Source organism: Leptospiraceae bacterium (assembly GCA_024233835.1).
Taxonomy (GTDB): domain Bacteria; phylum Spirochaetota; class Leptospiria; order Leptospirales; family Leptospiraceae; genus JACKPC01.
Window position 1 is genome coordinate 1,574,940 of record JACKPC010000001.1, and the last position, 17,340, is coordinate 1,592,279.

Sequence of the window (17,340 nt, forward strand, 5' to 3'; positions counted from 1 at the left end):
AAAAGCAGTTGTTCAATTCAATCTTGGAAAATAAATTGATTGAAACAAATAATTTCATACCAATACAAGGAGGTATAAATGAGTGCTAAAAATTTACCCAGGCCGATAGGTATTTTATTTGAATACTCTGCCTTTTTAATTGTGGGATCCCTGCTTGCTCTTTTTTGGGCGAACATCAATTACGATTCATACCACGGTTTTGTTCATCATGATCTTATCTCAAACCTCAAACATAGCAGTATACATTTTGTGGTAAACGATATTTTTATGGTGTTCTTCTTCGGAATCGCGATGAAGGAAGTTACCGAAGCTTTCTTGCCGGGAGGTTCGCTTTCCTCTTTTGACAAGGCAGCCCTTCCGGTTATCGGAACTATCGGAGGGGTTGTAGGTCCTGCCACTCTGTTTGTGGTTCTGGCTTTACTTTTTAAACAGGGACATGCACAAACAGCCATGCTTCATGGTTGGGCGATTCCTACAGCTACTGATATAGCCTATTCCTGGCTTTTTGCTAAGATTGTCTTTGGAGCCAGTCACCCGGCTGTTACTTTCCTTCTGGTTCTGGCTGTTTTAGACGACCTTATCGGGATGGGAATTATTGCCATTTTTTACTCCTCTGATATTAAAGTGATGTATCTCGGTCTTCTGGCCCTGGGAATGGCAATGGCTTTCGGTCTTCGTAAGATGAATGTAAAAAACTTCTGGCCCTATGTACTTTTAGGGGGAATTCCGGCCTGGTTCGGTCTTTTATATACCGGGGTTCATTCCAGTTTGGCCCTGGTGTTTATAGTACCCTTTATGCCGGCAGCCATTGATGGAGAGGATAAATTTTTTGATTCGGAAGAAATGGAAGAAGAGCATGATACTCTTAATGCCTTTGAACACTTCTTTAAATCTCCCGTAGACATAGGTCTTTTCTTTTTCGGTCTGGCGAATGCAGGAGTTCCGGCAGAAGCAGCGGGTCTTGGAACAGCAATTACCATTTCTTCTATCTTTTTTGGAAAAACTTTTGGTATTTTCCTGTTTTCCATGATTGGAAACAAGGTATTTAAAATGGCTTTCCCTGATCATACAGGTTATAAGGAACTCTTTGTCCTGGGGGTAGTGGCGGCTATAGGCTTCACTGTGGCTATTTTTGTAACGACTGTAGCTTTTGGAGAACCACCGGCAGCCCTGAAAGGAGAGGAATTTAAAGGAATCCTTATTGCTTATGAAAAAGAAATGAAAATGGGTGCTTTACTCAGTTTCCTTTCCGGCTTTACAGCTTTAGTGCTCGGAAAAGTGTTAAAAATCAAAAAAGTAGAGTGAGAATATAAGATCTCATTTTCCCCGAAGGCGAACCATCGGTGGTTCGCTTTCAAGCCAGTCTTATTTATTCAGATAGAGCATCAAGTTCATCGAAAAATCACAGACCGTGTCACAATTGGAATGGCAGGATTGAACGCAGGGGTAAAGAGTGTTCGTAACCGCGTCGGCACTTAAACCACACTGTCCGGCACAACTATTCTTACAGGCTTCCTTACTCCCTCCTGTGCAGCTTATCAAAAATGTAAAAATTGACTTTTCCAGACTATCATCCTTCCGAGAAGAGCAGGATGAGAACAGAAAAAGAGAAAAAATTAGAATAAAAATATGAAAAAGTGATTTCATTCTTACAGCATTTTAGGAAACAATTCATACGTCAATTACTCTAATTGGAGGAGAAGGTGTTACTGAACGGAAAGTTGTATTCTCTCGAAACCCTCAAAGAAAAAAACTTACTGTCTCTTCTGAATTCTTTGGAAATTAATCCATCTACCATTGCAATTGAGAAGAATGGAGATATTATACCCAGAGAAGATTGGGAAAAAACCGAGTTAATGGCAGACGATGAATTAGAATTGATCAAGTTTGTTGGAGGAGGCTGATGTTTTCTGAAATTCCCGGATTATATCCTATTCTTGATTTCTCCTTCTTAAACAGAGAGGGACTCAAATGGGAAGATGTTTTAAAAACCTGGGAAGCTTATAAAGAGGTAATTCCTTTTATTCAGCTTAGAGCGAAAGACTTAAGCGAGACAGATTATGAAAAGACTTATCTTAAAATTAAAGAAAGCACTGCGTTTCCAATTATTATCAATGATTTTTATGAGCTGGCCATTCGCTTAAAGGCTTTTGGCTTTCATCTTGGAAAAGAAGAATACGAAGCTTTGAGCCCAAAAGAGAAAGATTCTCTGAAGGAAAATACCTGCCTTCGGGGAACCTCTTCTCATTCTCTAAAGGATTTAGAAGAATTAGATACTTCCCTCTGGCATTATACCGGCTTCGGACCTATTTTTCCAACCTCGTCTAAAAAGACTTCATATCCGGTACTGGGTACTCAAATAATAAAAGAAGCTATAAAGATTAGTCCGATTCCTATTACCTGTATCGGAGGAATTAATGAAATGAATCTTCAGGAGATATTTCAGTATTCATCTCCTTCTATGATTACCTGTATAGAAGCTGCCTGTAAAGAAGAAAGTTTTTATCAGCTAATTAAGGTTTTTAAAACTTTTCAGAAAAGATAAATAAATTTCTTGCAGTCTTCTTAATTAATATATAATACAAATGGGAAGATGGCTATGAAATCTTTATTCATACTTTTATTTTTATTCTTGTCTTCGTTTTTTACTCTAAGGGCTGTTCCCTCTATTAATTTAATACAGGACTGTGAAACAGATACCTATACCTGTAAGCCGAGAACCTGGTATTATAACCCTGTTTTTTCTGATAATTTTCTTCGGATGAAGCTTCCGGATTCGAATTGGAAGCCGGTAAAGTTTCCGATTACAGTGAGAAGCCTGCATAAAGGAAACGAAACTTTTATTGATTATGCTTTTTTTACAGAAATAAATGTTACGAAAGAGTTTTTACAAAAAGTTTCTCACCCCACTATACATTTAAGCTACATTGGCTCTGCTTTTTCGATTTATATGAATGGAAAGCTTATTGCAAAGGAAGGGGAGTTTAAAGATGGGCAAATGACATTTTACAGAGCTTTGCGGCATCATAACTGGCCTATAGACAAGTTGTTATTTATTGAAGGAAAAAATTTCCTCCTGATACGAATCTCCGGTGATCCAAGGTATTCAGGCACCGGTTTTTATTATAAGGATGGGTATCATATTACCGAACATGCTGTGGCTGAGTATGAAAGTCGAGATTGGGCCGGAACTATCTTAACGTTTTTATATCTTGCCTTCGGTTTTTATCACCTTTTCTTATTTATTAAACGCAGGCAGGAAGTATATAACCTAACATATGCTTTGCTTTCTATTGATATATTTATTTACTTTATCTGTCGTATTGGAATTCCTCTTGATTACCGGGGGCTTGACTCTATGTACATAGAGCGAATGGAGTATTTCTTTCTCTTCTATGCCAATACCCTTATATACATCTTTATTGATCAGTTATTTGAAAGAAGAATAAGTTTATTTAGCAAGTTCTGTCTTTTTATTTCTTTAATTCTTTCTATGGCTGTACTATTTGCTCCTGCTTATTTTACGGAATATCTATTACTTGCCTGGCAGATTAGTGCTTTGCTCAGTGTTCCTTATGGTTTTAGCGTTCTTATTCGACATATAAAGTTAAAAAATAAAAATGCGATGGCTCTCCTGATTGGCTTGAGTATGTACATTATTGTAGTTATTTATGATATAGCCAATTCTATGTTTTTAAATTATTCTATATACTTAGCCAAATATGCGTTCTTTTCGTTTATCGTAGGAATTGCCGTGGTTCTGGCTAATCGGTTTTTAAACCTGTATGAAACAGTTGAGGATTTGAACGAGAACCTGGAACGTAAAGTGGAGAAGAGAACAAGGGAATTGCAGCATTCGTTTGAAGAAATAAAAAATTTAAAAGAAAAACAGGATGGAGATTATTTCTTAACCACTTTGCTTTTTAAACCTCTTATGTCTAATGTAAATAAAAAAGCAAATTTAAAAATCGAGTTTTTACTGAAACAAAAAAAACAATTTCAATTTAAAGGAAAAGAACATGAAATCGGAGGAGATATTTGTATATCAGATAGTATTTATCTGGAAGAAAAAGAATATGCAGTGTTTATAAATGGAGATGCAATGGGCAAGTCCATACAGGGAGCAGGAGGAGCTATTGTTTTGGGTGTTGTTTTTAAATCTATCCTTTCCCGAACCAGACTTCTTAAAGAAATGCAAAAAGTCAGTCCGGAGGAATGGTTAAAATTAGCTTTTATTGAATTACAGAATGTTTTTGAGTCCTTCGATTGTTCCATGCTGATTTCTATTGTAATGGGACTTGTCGATGTTGAGACAGGAATGATGTATTATATCAATGCAGAACATCCATTTATCTGTTTATATAGGGATGATAAGGCTTCTTTTTTAGATACGGAATTGTCTTTGAGTAAAGTTGGAATTCCGGGATTATATAATCCTATACAGGTTTCCACTTTTACCTTAAATAAGGATGATGTAATAATAATGGGTTCAGATGGAAGGGATGATCTCAAGATTGAAATGGGTGATGTTCTGGTAATGAATGAAGATGAAACTTTATTTCTTTCTATGATAGAAAAAGGGCAGGGAAAATTGGAGTTAATTTACAAAGCCTTGCTGGAGGTTGGGGAAATAACTGATGATCTAAGCTTATTGAAGATCTCCTATTATGGAAGGAGTGAGCAGGTTGTGAATGAAAAAGATAGGAAACTTCTTGAACAGGGAATTGAACTATTACAAAAAGGAAAAGAAGAGGGATTAAATATATTAAATAGTATTGAAATGTTGCTTCCTTTACTGACACAGGCCAGTAGAGCTATTGTAAGCTATCTTGAGGATAATAATCGCTACAAGGATGCTGCGATAAAATTAGAAGAATATATTAATTTTTATCCCTGGGATGAAAAAGCCATTCTGGAACTTTCGAAAAACTATTTGATTATAAAAGATTATCCGAAAGCATTATTTTATGCGAATAAACTTAAACTCCGAAAACCCGATGATAAAGAAGTTCTTTACCATCTTTTGAGTATTTACCTGGAATTAAAAGAAAAAGATAAGTCTATTAAAACACTTGATAAAATTCTACATTACTACCCGAATGATAAAAAAGCCCAGTTATTAAAAGCAGATATTAAATAATGAGAGTTTTTCTTTTTGCAATTATACTTTTTCTTTATACTTCCGCTTCGGCACAGGATTATTATAACATTAAAGGTCTATTTGGTGAGAAAGCTCCGGGTATGGGCGGTGCTTTTACCGCTATTTCTGATGATGTGTCAGGCATGTACTATAATCCTGCCGGCCTTTCTTTCAGTGATAAAAACTATATTTCTATAAATGCCAGTAGTTATAAGATGCAAAATGTCTATCTTAAAGATATGTTCGGTCCTCAACAGGACTATGATAGGGCTTCTAAAAATTATTTACCAAATTTTATTGGAATTGTAAAAGCTTACGGGAATTGGAACTTCGGTTTTTCTGTTATTAATTCTGTTTCCGAGAATTTTGATCAAGCTGACCAGATAAACCTTCCTTTATTCGAGAGGGAAATAACAAGAATCAATGCAACTTTGCGGGAAGAGAATTTTGAAATTTTTGGAGGTCCGAGCTTATCCTATAAATTCTCGAATAGATTTTCTCTGGGATTCAGTTTTCACTATTTATATTCAAGTTCTTCAAACTTTCTGCATATACAGCAGGAATATGAAACGGGAAGCATTTCGCACGTTACTCAACAGGAGAAGAAAAAAGCCTATGCATTTACTCCTATAGTAGGTTTTCAATATATGCTAATAGACAAGTTGTCTCTAGGTTTATCTTTGAGGCATCAAAAGTATACTACCGGTAATTATAGTAGTCGTAATAGTGTTAATACTTCTATAGGTATGGATAATATACTGATAATATCTGAAGGGAATAAAAACTTTACTACAAGTGCAATAAATCAATTTGTGATTTTATCTTCTCCGGAAATTTATGAACTTCCAAATTTAACTACTATTCGTTCGGGACTTGCTTATTTCTTTAGTACGAGGTTTCTTTTGTCTTTTGATTTGATTTATACAAGTTCTTTTAAGAAAAATATATTCAGATATGATTATTCTGCCGGTTTCTACAGTATTTCTAATACAAATAAAAATGAACTTTATCGAGAAAGCACTTTGAACTATGCTTTGGGTACTGAAATTTTCTTATCTGAATTTATTGCTTTTAGAGCCGGCTTTTATACGAATAATTCAAATAATACCAAATTTAGCTGGATACAGGGGGCCTTGAAGATGATCTATGAAGATACAGCCGGTCTCGATGGAATGCATGTAGATAGTAATATTTTTATTAAAGGGCCTGGTTTAAGGGATGAATATGTAAATTTAAAAGGGTATACTTTCGGTCTTGGTTTTTATACGGGAGGAAACTCAATATCTATCAGTTATGTAAGAGAAGTCGGTAGGGGCATTTCAGCCATTCCTGTGGGAAAGCTTCCCCAGATAGTAGTTGTTAATTATAATTCGTTTTATTTAACCGCTACGAGTAGTTATTAATTATAAAAGGAGTATATATGTATTATTTAATATTTGTTTCTTTTTTTGTGCTTTTTTCCTGTACCGGAAAGGACCTAAAAGTATATAAACCGGAAGAGATAAGTTTACAAGCAGATAAAGTTTTTATAACGGGAAGAAGCTTAAAAAAAGAAGAATCTTCCAAGCATAAAAAAGAAATTGATGAACTTTTAAACAAAGTGCTTCAGGGGGTATTCAATAAAAATCTAAATATACTCTTGGAACTCAGCCATCCGAAGAAAGGAATCTATGTAGATTTAAAAGCTCATTGGGATAGGAAACGTCTTGAAACCGAATTGAGTTCTAAAGATTCCTACTTTGAAACCTATTTTTTTAATCGTGAAAAATTAGTAGCAGTCAAACAGACTGAGGATGTACGGACGGTTAGAGAGCTTCTTTTATATTCCGGTGGACTTATCATTCATTACTATTTTGATGGAGACGAAGCCTGTGAACTGAAGTTGGAATTTAAGGATAATAAAACACTGGCTTATGAATTAAACAATCCCTATTTTATAAGAGTAGATGGAAAATGGTATATATATAGAATGTTTTAAAAGTCTTATGGAAGCAGAAATATCCATTCGGGAGTTATCTTTACATTTTCAAAAAAGAGAAATTTTTCATAATTTAAGTTTTGAAGTTTATAAAAGTGAAAAAATACTTTTAACAGCCAAATCTGGTGGTGGAAAATCGAGCCTGTTTAAAATATTATTGGGTTTTGAAAAAGCTTCCTCCGGTACTGTGTATATTCAGGGAATAGAATTAAAGGAATCTAATATAATGCAAATTCGAAGCCTGATTTCATTTATTCCTCAGGAACCCCCACTTATAGATAAGACGGTCAATGAGTTTTATGAAGAAGTATTTAATTATAAAGCTAATAAGCTGATTTCTTGTGATGAAAATCTGAAAAAGAGCATGGCTATGAAACTATTTGGAGAACGAAATATCTTTTCTGAGAATCTCTCCAAACTTTCTGTAGGAGAACGAAAACGTGTTGTTTTGATACTGGCTTTTTTGTTAAAAAGAGAAATTCTCTTTTTAGATGAATTAAGTGCCGGTTTGGATAAAAAGGTCAGAGAAGTAGTGGAAGATCTACTAAATCAATATGAAGGTTGTATTTTGTTTTCAAGTCATGATAAATCTCCTAAAACCATGAATTGGAAGGAACTAAGCTGGTGAAAACAGCTTTCGATTTTCCTGTTCTAAATTTTCTGTATTTTTTTATTTTTCTTATTCCGCTCTTTATCTTGTTGTATACTTTGCGAATTAAAAAGTGGAAAGCATCCCTTTTGGCTATTGTTCGTATGGCTATTCAACTTAGCTTTGCCGGATTCTATCTGACAGTTTTATTTCAATATGATAATTACATTCTGAATCTGTTATATTTTCTTTTTATGGTATTAGTATCTTCTCATTCTATTAGTTCTAATGCAAATCTACGATTCCTAAAGAGTTTTCCCCTGGTTTATCTTGCCAATCTTATTCCCCAGGTAATCATGATTAGCTTTATGCATTTTTTTGTTCTGGAGCTTACAAAAATTTGGGAAGCAAGGTATTTTATTCCCCTCGGAGGAATGCTCTTAGGAAATAGTCTGAATGCCAGCATTGTTGCTTTACGTACTTTTTTTCAGCTTTTAGAAAAGAATATGCCTCTGTACCAATACAAATTATCCCTGGGAGCCAGTAAGAATCAGGCTCTGCATGATACATTTAGAGAAAGCATATCCACAGCCATTGCTCCTATCACGGGAAGTATGGCCAGTATGGGTCTTGTGTCTCTACCCGGAATGATGACAGGTCAAATATTGGGAGGTTCAAGTCCTCTGATTGCTATTAAATACCAGGTGATGATAGTTCTTGCTATTTTCTGTACGATTTTATATTCGACCCTTTTTTCTCTTTTTTTGTTTATTACCTTTGCATTTGATCCGTATTTTATGCCAAGAAAAGAATTTTTTAAAGAGGAATAAACGGAAGGCTGGATTTAGCTTTTCAAGATTAATTAATAGAATATTAAACATATCTTATACTCCAAAAACGAGTTTGATTTCTTTTTCATATTCTTCTAAAGCATTCATATCTTCTGAAATGGTACGAATGGTTTTAAATTCGACTTCTTCGATTTTTCCATCAATTTTCATGGCTTCGATCAGGTGTTTGATAATCGATGTTTTTTTTGCAGAAGGTGCCGTTTTGAATTTTTCCAATAAACCTTCCATTTCCCTTAAAAATAGTTCTGTATCATTTTTTTCTAATAGATCGGATATTCTATCCAGGAAGTATTTATTGTGCCCGAACTTTCTGCAGGAGGAATTTAAGAATTCACTCTCTTCTTTAGAAAAATCATCATCCGCAAAAGAAACAAATAAAGCACCGATTACCATCACAAGGTAGTATTCTCCTTCTTCCTTTTCATTTCCTTTAGAATTGAGAAGTCTCTCTTTGTTTAAAGCGTCTAAGGGAATTAACTTTGAAAGATTCTGGTTTATGGTATTTTTTTTATATTTTGCTTTTATATTTGTATCCGTAAAAAACATCCGCGTGTTATAAAAATATTCCAGGGCTTTGGCACGAAATACTTCTAAGGGATGAGTTCTCAAAACATCTGAAATTTCAAAATAGGAGCCGGTTTCCAATAAGTTGTTTGCCTGGTTCAAATAGTCATCAATTACATAAGAACCAAATTTATCTACATTTCCGGCTGATAGTTTCATAATGGCCTGTACACTGGCCTGAAAGTTTTTACTGGCAAATAACCCCAGTCTATCCGCATTTAGCTCCTGGATCTGGCTGATTAACATTGAAAACTTTAAAAGTTCAAAGCCTTCTTCTGATTGAATAATTCGTATTTCGTCTTCGCTGCGTTCACTTTCATATTGAGGATTAAACATGCGTAAAATGTAATTGTGTAAGAAACTCTGATTATGATTGAATACATAGTGTCCGAACTCATGACCGATAATAGTCTTGATTTCATCTTCATCATCTACCAGGTTTAAAATATTATCGGCAAAGCCTAAAATAATCTCTTTCTTATCTGAGATAATAAAGGCATTTTCTCCCATGCCTTCTTTGGTTTTAAAAACTTTTATATTGGCTTCTATTTCAAATAGATTTTTTACTTCTTCGATAATCGAAAAAAGTTTTTCATGGTTTTTTGCATTTAACTCTACCGAGGTTTTCAAGAAATGTTTTAGGGCTGAAGTATAGCCACTCTCTCCGTATTTACTCTGAGAGTTTTGTTTCAATTTATCTGCCAGTGGAAGTTTTTCCAACTCTGTTTTTAGTTTGTCCTCTTCTATAAGTTTTAGCTCCTGAAGTTTTTTACTACAGTCAGTACGGGAAAAGTTTTTAACTTTAGGGGGTTTTATATTCAGAGGAGAACTGATTTTTATTTCAACATTCAATTTCTCTTCTGTTTTTATGGCCGCGGATGTAGCTATGTCACCCGGAGAACTTTCTCTTCCCGAAGAAAGCTCTTCTCTCGTGTACTGTTTGGGATTTTCTTGTGGAGTAATTTTTTCAAATCGATAGGGAAAAAGTTCTCTGAATTTTTTATAAGCAAACTCTTTACCTTTAAGCATCGCAGAATCCGGGTCACTTCCCATTACCCGGGTATATAAGCGCAGCATGGAATAGCCAATACCGGAAAGGATAAGGAGAGTCAAAAACAATAGAGTGAAACCGGAAGCCTGTTTGCCTTTTTGTATTTCATCAATAGCAACACTGAAGAGGAGGAAGCTAAAGATTGCTATAACAACAGAAACCGCAATAAAAATGTATTTGAATAACTTTTTTAAAAACATATAGAACTCCTTTTTTAGATTATAAAATCAATATAATTAAGCCACATCAGCATTTCCATTTATCGCATCGATTATTTTCACGACTTTTATAGCATCTTCCCTATTGGGAAAAACTCCGGATAGACCTCCATCATTTATGTCGATGAAGGGAGACTCGTTTAGTACTCTTTTTTCTAATGTACCATTTTTTGCCAGATAGTTGATAATCGTTTTCACAAAAGTCATCTGATCACCTCTCAGGTTTCCGGCCTGTAAAAATTCGGCAAAGGCCTGATTCAGGGCTTCTGTTTCCAAACCGGTGATACTGCGAATGAAAACTCCTAAAGGCCTTTCACCGTATTCCTGAACAAATTGCTCTTTACTTCCTGCTACATCATCTGTAAAAAGTATTCTTTCCAGAGCATTTATGTCGTGCTCTGTGATAGATTCATTATGCCGGAGTTTATAGATTGTGATGTGGTCTTTGTTATTTCGAATATAGCTTTCTACCCTGTCTTTATAGGATTGCAGGCTGGTATAAATATCTAAGGGATATTTTTCATCTATTCTTGTTGTATCTAATTTGTCTTTAAAGTTTGTATAGATTGGTTCCTGCTTTTCCGGGTCCAAATATTTTATCAAACTTCGGATGGATTTTCTAAGTTCTTCCAGACTGTGCACATGAGCCTTTTGCCAGTAAGCATCGGTTTGGACGGATTGAATAAGTTCTATTTGCTTTGCTATCTGGGGTATATTGGCTTTTTTTTCCAGCTCTTTTGCCAGTCCTGCGATTTTATTTGTGTATTGGCTGAGACTATTTGTTTCCAGTAAGTAAAGCATACTGCTATGTACCAATACATCAAATCTTCTGGCTTTATCATCATCGCCTTTTTGCGGAGGTTCTAAATGGGAAAGATGTTCACTGATGATTGACAGGTCTAATTTGTTTAGGTTTAACCATTTTTCTTTATAGCTGTATTCTTTCACATATCTCCATTGCTTTTGCACGATAAAGCGATCCTCGTCCAGAGTCGATATGATGTGCTGTAGTTCCTTTGCATAAAGTTCCTTGATTTGCTTCTCTTCTTCCGTGGTTTCTGTCTTCTGGTTGATAATTACCAGGACTCTGGCTTTGGCCTCAAATATTTGTTGCTGTAACGATTTTACATTTTTGCTGATATAGCCTTCCGGCTTTGCTTCAAAAAATTCAAAGTTTTCACAATAATCGAAAATAAGAAATTCTTTCTTATGAACACCCGGAGCAAATAAATCAGGACAGAGCCTTGTGCCCCTGCCTATCATCTGCCAGAACTTGGTGACGCTGCGTACCAGTTTGAAAAAGACCAGATTTACCACTCGCGGTGCATCTACACCGGTATCCATCATATCTACGGATACGGCGATTTGTGGATCTTTTTCACTGTGTTCATCACTAAATTTTTCTACGAGATCTTCTGCTTTCTCTATGTAGTTGTCAATTACCTGTAAAAACTTGTTGCTGTATTCCGGATAGTTCTTTTCAAATCGTTTCTTGATGAACTCGGCATGGTTATGGTTTTTAGCAAAGATAATCGTCTTCCCGATTTTATCTCCACCCTCGACCTTTATCCCGTCTTTCATCAGATGTTCAAGAACTTTGTCTACCGTATCCTGATTGAATAACCAGTTATTTAATGCTTCGCTGCTAATGCTGTCCGGTGCTTCTTCGTTTGATGGGTCGCCGAACTTCTCTTCATATTCCTGTTTTTCTTTTTCGGATAGCTCGTGGTATTTAATGCCTTCTCTCTGGAATTTCAAGGGAACACTGTAGGCTTTGGCTGGCACCAAATATTTGTCTTTGACGGCTGCGTCTAATTCGTAGGCGAAGGTAGGGTTGTCATCTTCGATTTGGAAGAGGGAATAGGTATTTTTATCAAAGTCTTTTTTGGGTGTAGCAGTAAGTCCTAATAGTAAAGAATCAAAATATTCAAAGATGGCTTTATACTTCTGATAGACCGACCTGTGGGTTTCATCAATAATGATGAGATCAAAATGTCCTACTCCGAAATAACGCTTATTGTCTATTCTCGTGTGGTCGATTTGATTCATCATCGTTGGATAAGTAGAAAAAACAAGTCTTGCTTCCAAATTGACCTTATCCCTGGTTAGATCAATGGAAGACAATTCGGGTAAATGATTATTAAACGCTTTTTTCGCCTGGGTGACAAGGGCGTTTCTGTCAGCTAAGAATAAGACTCTTTTCACCCAATTGCATTTGAATAACATATCTACAATGGCGGCTGCCGTCCGGGTTTTGCCGCTTCCGGTCGCCATTACCAGCAGGGCTTCTCTTTTAAAGCCTTTGAGATTTCCCTTCCTGTCGCTTATCACATAGGCTTCGGCAACTCTTCGCAGGGCTTCTAACTGATAGGGTCTATTGATAATATTATGATTTACTGAAAAGTTTCGCAGGTCTTTTTTATCCAGACGTCTGTCTATGAGAAGTTGTAGTTCATCCTGTGTATAAAAGCCCTGGGTTTGTCTTTCGCTATAGAAAGTATCATCATAGAGATAGGTTTCAAAACCATTGGTATAGAAGATAATCGGTCTCTGTCCGTGCATCTTTTCCAGACAGTCGGCATAGAGTTCAGCCTGATGTCTGCCGGATTCTGCATGTAGCATGGTTCGTTTGGCTTCGATGACAGCAAGAGGTTTGCCGTCCTTTCCCCAGAGAACATAGTCCGCATAGCCCGTGCCGGAAGGGTTTACGCTTTTAGGCAAGCCCGTTACTTTATATTCCAGATCCTTTCCCTTTTGCAAATGCTCCCAGCCTGCATCCCGAAGGAGGAGGTCGATAAAACGCTCGCGTGTTTCTTTTTCGGTTACAAGAACGGGAACCACCTGCATCGGGTCGGTTTCTTTGTTTCTTTCTTCTCTTCTGTCTGCGATTTCTTGTTTTAGTCTTTCTAATTCCCTGCGTAAAGACTCATTTTCCCTTGCCTGCTCCTGTTGTTTTTTGCGCTCTTCGGCTTCTTTTGCCTGAAGTTGTTCTTTTTCCTGTTCTAAAGCTTTGAGCTTTTTGAGAGTTTCCTGTTCCTTCTTGCCATCGGGAATGTGGGAGAGAGAAAACGCGGGTGGCCTGGTTTTTTGCAGAGAGTAGCAAAAATGAAAAGCACCTAAGAATCGAAATAGGTTTTTGACAGAGACAATGGAATGTTCTTCGGTGATGCTACTGCCGTGGGCCGCGGAATTTCCATAACGGCGGATAAGTTCAATTTCCCGGGAGAGCCTGGCCGGGCGGATGATTTCTTGAAAATTGGCATCGAAAATAAGAGCGGAAAGATTGTCGGAATAGGGCCTGGTGAGTTTCTTGTCATGGTCATACATCCAGTTGACAGCCAGCTCCAGGGCACTACGGGCAAGAATGGCACTGGCTTTGGGCGAAAGGAGCGCAAGTCTTTCGGCTTCTTTTGCCTCAGCAAAAATTGTGGGCCAGGCGGATTGGAGAAAAACAAAGTTCGACATATCAGGTAAGTTCTCCTTTGAAGGCTTTTTGCAAGAGACAGTTAAATAGATCATCGGCTTTTTGAAGGGAAGCCTCCGCATTTGCTTTCTGGGATTCAATTTCTTGAATCCGTTCCGCAAATTGGTTTTGAAGCTCGATGGGTGGGAGAGGGTAGTCCAAGTCTCTTAAAATTGCTAAGTTAATATTTTTTTGTGCAGATTCAGGTGCAGTTTCTTCGAGAATTTTTTGTAAAAATGACATCCAAAAATGAGCGTAAATATTATTAGTATTTTCATTTGGAATAAATCCAACAACACTATCAGGAAAACATGCATTAAAAGTTAATATTCCAGTTTTAGCAATATTAGCTGCAATAGTAATACATAAAGTTCCTGAAGGCCATTTTTTACTTTGTGCTAATCCTATATCTGAATAAGTCGAATCATAAGTTTTTACAAATATTCCACTATTTGCTATATCTCCTGTCTGAATTAAGGGATGGGATCCTCCAAGTAGTTCAGGGGCATTTCTTGGTCTATGCTTTGATTTTCCTCTATCCAGTTTCCCCACTTCTGAAAACTTTACAACCTCCCAGCCTTTGGGGTTCACAACCGGGTCGCCGAACATGTCTAAGAATAGGCTCTGGGCCAGCTCGTCGTATTTGGTGAGAAGTGCTTTGGTCTTCTGCCGGAACTCATCCGCCGCATCCAGTATCGCCGCGATTTTCTTTTGTTCATCGAGGGGCGGCAGGGGGATTTTGATATCTTTCAAATATTTAAAATGTCGATTGTATCCAGTATCTGGAATATTTAATTGAGATAAAAAATAATAAATATATTTTGTGTAATTGTTTCTTTCTTTATCTTGTAATACCTTAACACCATCAGCACCCATAACAAATTTAAAATCTATATATTTGAAAATTCTTGTATGGTCTCCAAAAATTATATAAGGAGGTTCTGATTTTACTATTTTTTTTTCATCAGAAAGGTAACCTGCAATCTTATTTTTACCTTGATCAATAATAGGAATCTTTCCAGAACTTTCAAACTTTGATTTAGGTATTTTAAAATTGCCAGCAGAATTATCTTCTAAAACTTCTTCAAAATTTTTAATAACCCATGTTTTTGGTAGTTTACGTAATGTACTTAAATTCTGTACCAAACTAAAATCTTTCATTTCATACCTCCCGTTGTTTGAACAGGATTTTTGGATTTCCATCGTGGGTGGAATTGTGGTATTTGAATGGTTGGTTTTTCCGGTAGATACGCATTGCAACCCGGTAGATACGCATTGCAATGCGTATCTACCGGGTTGAACCGATTGTGGTTGTTTATTTGCATATTATCTTCCTATAATTCCTTTTTGTTTGTGTTTGCAGGATTATCCCGGATATACCGACGCACATTTTCCAGTTCCCGTTGGCTGCGGATAATGCGGTCATAAAACCGGGATTGCCATTGGAAATTTGGGTTTATGGTTTCATGAATCCGTCGCGTGGATTTGGATTTAAACCCCCGGATGATATTGGATATATTTTGAATGTACATATATGAATAATGATGGATGGTATCAATCCCCGTAGGGACGCATTGCAATGCGTCCCTACGGGACAATGCGTCCCTACGGGGCAATGAATCCCCACGGGGCAATGAATCCCCACGGGGCAATGAATCCCCACGGGGCAATGAATCCCTACGGGGCAATGAATCCCCACGGGGCAATGAATCCCCACGGGGCAATGAATCCCCACGGGGCAATGAATCCCCACGACGGGGGCGGGGATAATCAATTTGGATGATGCCGTGGATATGATCCGGCATGATGATAAATTCGTCCAGATATACATTGGGTCGCATGATAATGGTTCTGTACCATTCCTCGTGGATGATTTGTCCGATGGTGGATAATATCATTTGATGATTAAAAATATTACCCAAATAGGGTTCGCGGTTCTTCGTGCAAATGGTGATAAAATAATACCCCGGATGGGAATAATCCCAATTTTTTAACCTTGCTGATTCGACGCGGTATTTATTATTGTATAAGGTCATTTGATTTACCTATAATTCCTATATCAGTTTAGCCCTTTTTCTTTTTCAATTCCATTAGAATTTTAAGGTCCCATTTGTCCTGCTCTCTTTCTGTTTGCTTACTTTTAATTAAAGAATCCAGACCCAAATATGGAATTTCTAATTTATCTAATTCTAAAATACATACATCTTTCATTGCATCATCGTAAGTTAAAGACCAGGCACTGAGCAAAATGTCTAACTCGGGTTCATCATATATTTTAATCACAATATTCTCTAAAAAGTCTTCAACTGTAACTTTTTCTAAATGAGGATATAATTCCTCGATACAGGAAATCACATTTTGAATGTTCTTTCTGTCGTTTTGAATTAACACGTCAATATCTTCTGTGGCGCGTACATACCCATGAAAAGAACAGGCTCTTGCACCCACAATTACAAACTTAACATCATGCTTCTTTAGCAAAAAACAAACTCTTTGGATCTCATTCATAATGTTCCACATACCTTTTGAGAGAGAATAGGTAATGTTCCTCCCAGGTACGAAATTTAAAAATCTTTCCTTTCTTCTTTTGAATGGGAGAATTCTTTTTTAATTCAGCAATCAATTTTTCCTGAACTTCGAGATTCTCCAGGGCTGTTCTTTCTTTCTTATTGCCGATGATTTTCATAAGTTTTCCATCTCACTTTTTCTCTAAGTTCCGAAGATGCTGGATGAACTTCTCTTTTTCTTCTTCAGAAAAATCATTACCGTAATACCTCAGAAAAAGACGGATTTTGATTTCTGTTTTGCTGAGCCCCGGTGGAAAAGAAGCCAATACAATTTTTCTTGCTGCTGTGCAACTGGCAAACCCCAGCTTCATCCTTTCTTCACCGGTAAGTTTCGCATAACGTTCTCTTAGCATCTGACGTATTTCGGGTGAGGTATCATCCATTTTCTAACTCCTGTAAAAGTTCATAAACTCCGAGTTCTTTACTATATTCATTCACATAGGCTTTATCAAAATTAGAAGAGAGAAGGTTTATTAAGTCCCGTTTTTGCATTTCGGATTGAGATTTTTTCATCCAATCTAATTTGGAAAGTATTAAGTCTTCCTTACTAACCATAAACGTTTCAAAATCTTCTATTACTACTTTAACCCTTCTTTCAAACTCTAATCGTCTATAAGCTGTTTTTTTACGCAGGATGAAGTCTATTTTGATAATACTTTCATTGTGAATGATATTGAACATTTTATTATTCTCAATAGCCAATTTGATAGCATCAGGATCAATATAATATACTTCAGAAAAAATTTTCTCAAGTATAGTAATATCTTCCTGCTGTAAATAAACTACTATATCAATATCTCTGGTCATTCTCGGTTCAATATAAAAGTTCATTGCCATAGAGCCTGTAACCATAAATGGAATTTGATTCTCTATAAGTTTGTTAGAAACATCTTTTAATATTTTAATATCATCACTCATT

The 17,340-nt window shown here is 36.4% G+C and carries 18 protein-coding genes; 8 read left to right on the forward strand and 10 right to left on the reverse strand.

From position 1 onward, the window contains the following. The first annotated feature begins 78 nt into the window (after positions 1-78). The gene (locus H7A25_07100; GenBank protein ID MCP5499650.1) at positions 79-1,305 is read left to right on the forward strand and encodes a Na+/H+ antiporter NhaA; all 1,227 of its coding nucleotides are present in this window, start codon (positions 79-81) and stop codon (positions 1,303-1,305) included. A 60-nt stretch (positions 1,306-1,365) separates the two neighbouring features. Here the strand turns inward: H7A25_07100 and H7A25_07105 are convergent, their stop codons facing one another. After that, positions 1,366-1,647 carry a hypothetical protein gene (locus H7A25_07105; GenBank protein ID MCP5499651.1) on the reverse strand — a complete coding sequence of 94 codons (282 nt, stop codon included), beginning with the start codon at positions 1,645-1,647 and terminating at the stop codon, positions 1,366-1,368. A 56-nt stretch (positions 1,648-1,703) separates the two neighbouring features. On the opposite strand from H7A25_07105, the gene thiS reads away from it, so the two are divergent. The 7 genes from thiS to H7A25_07140 are packed head-to-tail and all read left to right on the forward strand — an operon-like array spanning position 1,704 to position 8,537. Then, entirely contained in the window at positions 1,704-1,904 is a 201-nt protein-coding gene (gene thiS, locus H7A25_07110; protein MCP5499652.1) for a sulfur carrier protein ThiS, read from the forward strand. After that, positions 1,904-2,545 carry a thiamine phosphate synthase gene (locus tag H7A25_07115; GenBank protein ID MCP5499653.1) on the forward strand — a complete coding sequence of 214 codons (642 nt, stop codon included), beginning with the start codon at positions 1,904-1,906 and terminating at the stop codon, positions 2,543-2,545. Before thiS ends, H7A25_07115 begins: the two co-directional genes overlap by 1 nt. A 54-nt stretch (positions 2,546-2,599) precedes the next feature. Further along, complete coding sequence (locus H7A25_07120; protein MCP5499654.1) at positions 2,600-5,140, forward strand: SpoIIE family protein phosphatase; 2,541 nt, start codon at positions 2,600-2,602, stop codon at positions 5,138-5,140. Next, on the forward strand, positions 5,140-6,543 hold the full coding sequence (locus H7A25_07125; GenBank protein MCP5499655.1) for an outer membrane protein transport protein: 1,404 nt from the start codon (positions 5,140-5,142) through the stop codon (positions 6,541-6,543). The genes H7A25_07120 and H7A25_07125 overlap by 1 nt, the downstream gene beginning before the upstream one ends. Positions 6,544-6,560: 17 nt before the next feature. After that, positions 6,561-7,118, forward strand: a complete 558-nt coding sequence (locus tag H7A25_07130) for a hypothetical protein (GenBank protein ID MCP5499656.1) — start codon at positions 6,561-6,563, stop codon at positions 7,116-7,118. Between the two features lie 7 nt (positions 7,119-7,125). Beyond that, positions 7,126-7,746, forward strand: a complete 621-nt coding sequence (locus H7A25_07135; protein MCP5499657.1) for an ATP-binding cassette domain-containing protein — start codon at positions 7,126-7,128, stop codon at positions 7,744-7,746. Further along, on the forward strand, positions 7,743-8,537 hold the full coding sequence (locus H7A25_07140; GenBank protein MCP5499658.1) for an ABC transporter permease: 795 nt from the start codon (positions 7,743-7,745) through the stop codon (positions 8,535-8,537). Before H7A25_07135 ends, H7A25_07140 begins: the two co-directional genes overlap by 4 nt. Before the next feature lie 54 nt (positions 8,538-8,591). On the opposite strand, the gene H7A25_07145 is transcribed toward H7A25_07140, so the two are convergent. Genes H7A25_07145 through H7A25_07185 form a run of 9 tightly spaced genes read right to left on the reverse strand, consistent with a single transcriptional unit; the run spans position 8,592 to position 17,339 of the window. Beyond that, a complete protein-coding gene (locus H7A25_07145) occupies positions 8,592-10,373 on the reverse strand; it encodes a M48 family metalloprotease (GenBank protein ID MCP5499659.1) in 1,782 nt (593 codons plus the stop codon). Positions 10,374-10,409: 36 nt separating this feature from the next. Continuing rightward, the gene (locus H7A25_07150) at positions 10,410-13,856 is read right to left on the reverse strand and encodes a DEAD/DEAH box helicase family protein (protein MCP5499660.1); all 3,447 of its coding nucleotides are present in this window, start codon (positions 13,854-13,856) and stop codon (positions 10,410-10,412) included. Position 13,857: 1 nt separating this feature from the next. After that, entirely contained in the window at positions 13,858-15,015 is a 1,158-nt protein-coding gene (locus tag H7A25_07155) for a restriction endonuclease subunit S (GenBank protein MCP5499661.1), read from the reverse strand. After that, the gene (locus tag H7A25_07160; GenBank protein ID MCP5499662.1) at positions 15,012-15,179 is read right to left on the reverse strand and encodes a hypothetical protein; all 168 of its coding nucleotides are present in this window, start codon (positions 15,177-15,179) and stop codon (positions 15,012-15,014) included. The genes H7A25_07155 and H7A25_07160 overlap by 4 nt, the downstream gene beginning before the upstream one ends. A gap of 9 nt (positions 15,180-15,188) precedes the next feature. Next, on the reverse strand, positions 15,189-15,890 hold the full coding sequence (locus H7A25_07165; GenBank protein ID MCP5499663.1) for a transposase: 702 nt from the start codon (positions 15,888-15,890) through the stop codon (positions 15,189-15,191). Between the two features lie 28 nt (positions 15,891-15,918). Beyond that, a complete protein-coding gene (locus H7A25_07170; GenBank protein MCP5499664.1) occupies positions 15,919-16,362 on the reverse strand; it encodes a hypothetical protein in 444 nt (147 codons plus the stop codon). Then, complete coding sequence (locus tag H7A25_07175) at positions 16,355-16,540, reverse strand: hypothetical protein (GenBank protein ID MCP5499665.1); 186 nt, start codon at positions 16,538-16,540, stop codon at positions 16,355-16,357. Before H7A25_07175 ends, H7A25_07170 begins: the two co-directional genes overlap by 8 nt. Positions 16,541-16,552: 12 nt before the next feature. After that, positions 16,553-16,804: a hypothetical protein gene (locus H7A25_07180; GenBank protein MCP5499666.1), complete on the reverse strand. Its 252-nt coding sequence runs from the start codon at positions 16,802-16,804 to the stop codon at positions 16,553-16,555. Further along, on the reverse strand, positions 16,797-17,339 hold the full coding sequence (locus tag H7A25_07185; protein ID MCP5499667.1) for a nucleotidyl transferase AbiEii/AbiGii toxin family protein: 543 nt from the start codon (positions 17,337-17,339) through the stop codon (positions 16,797-16,799). Before H7A25_07185 ends, H7A25_07180 begins: the two co-directional genes overlap by 8 nt. Between the last annotated feature and the right edge of the window lies 1 nt (position 17,340).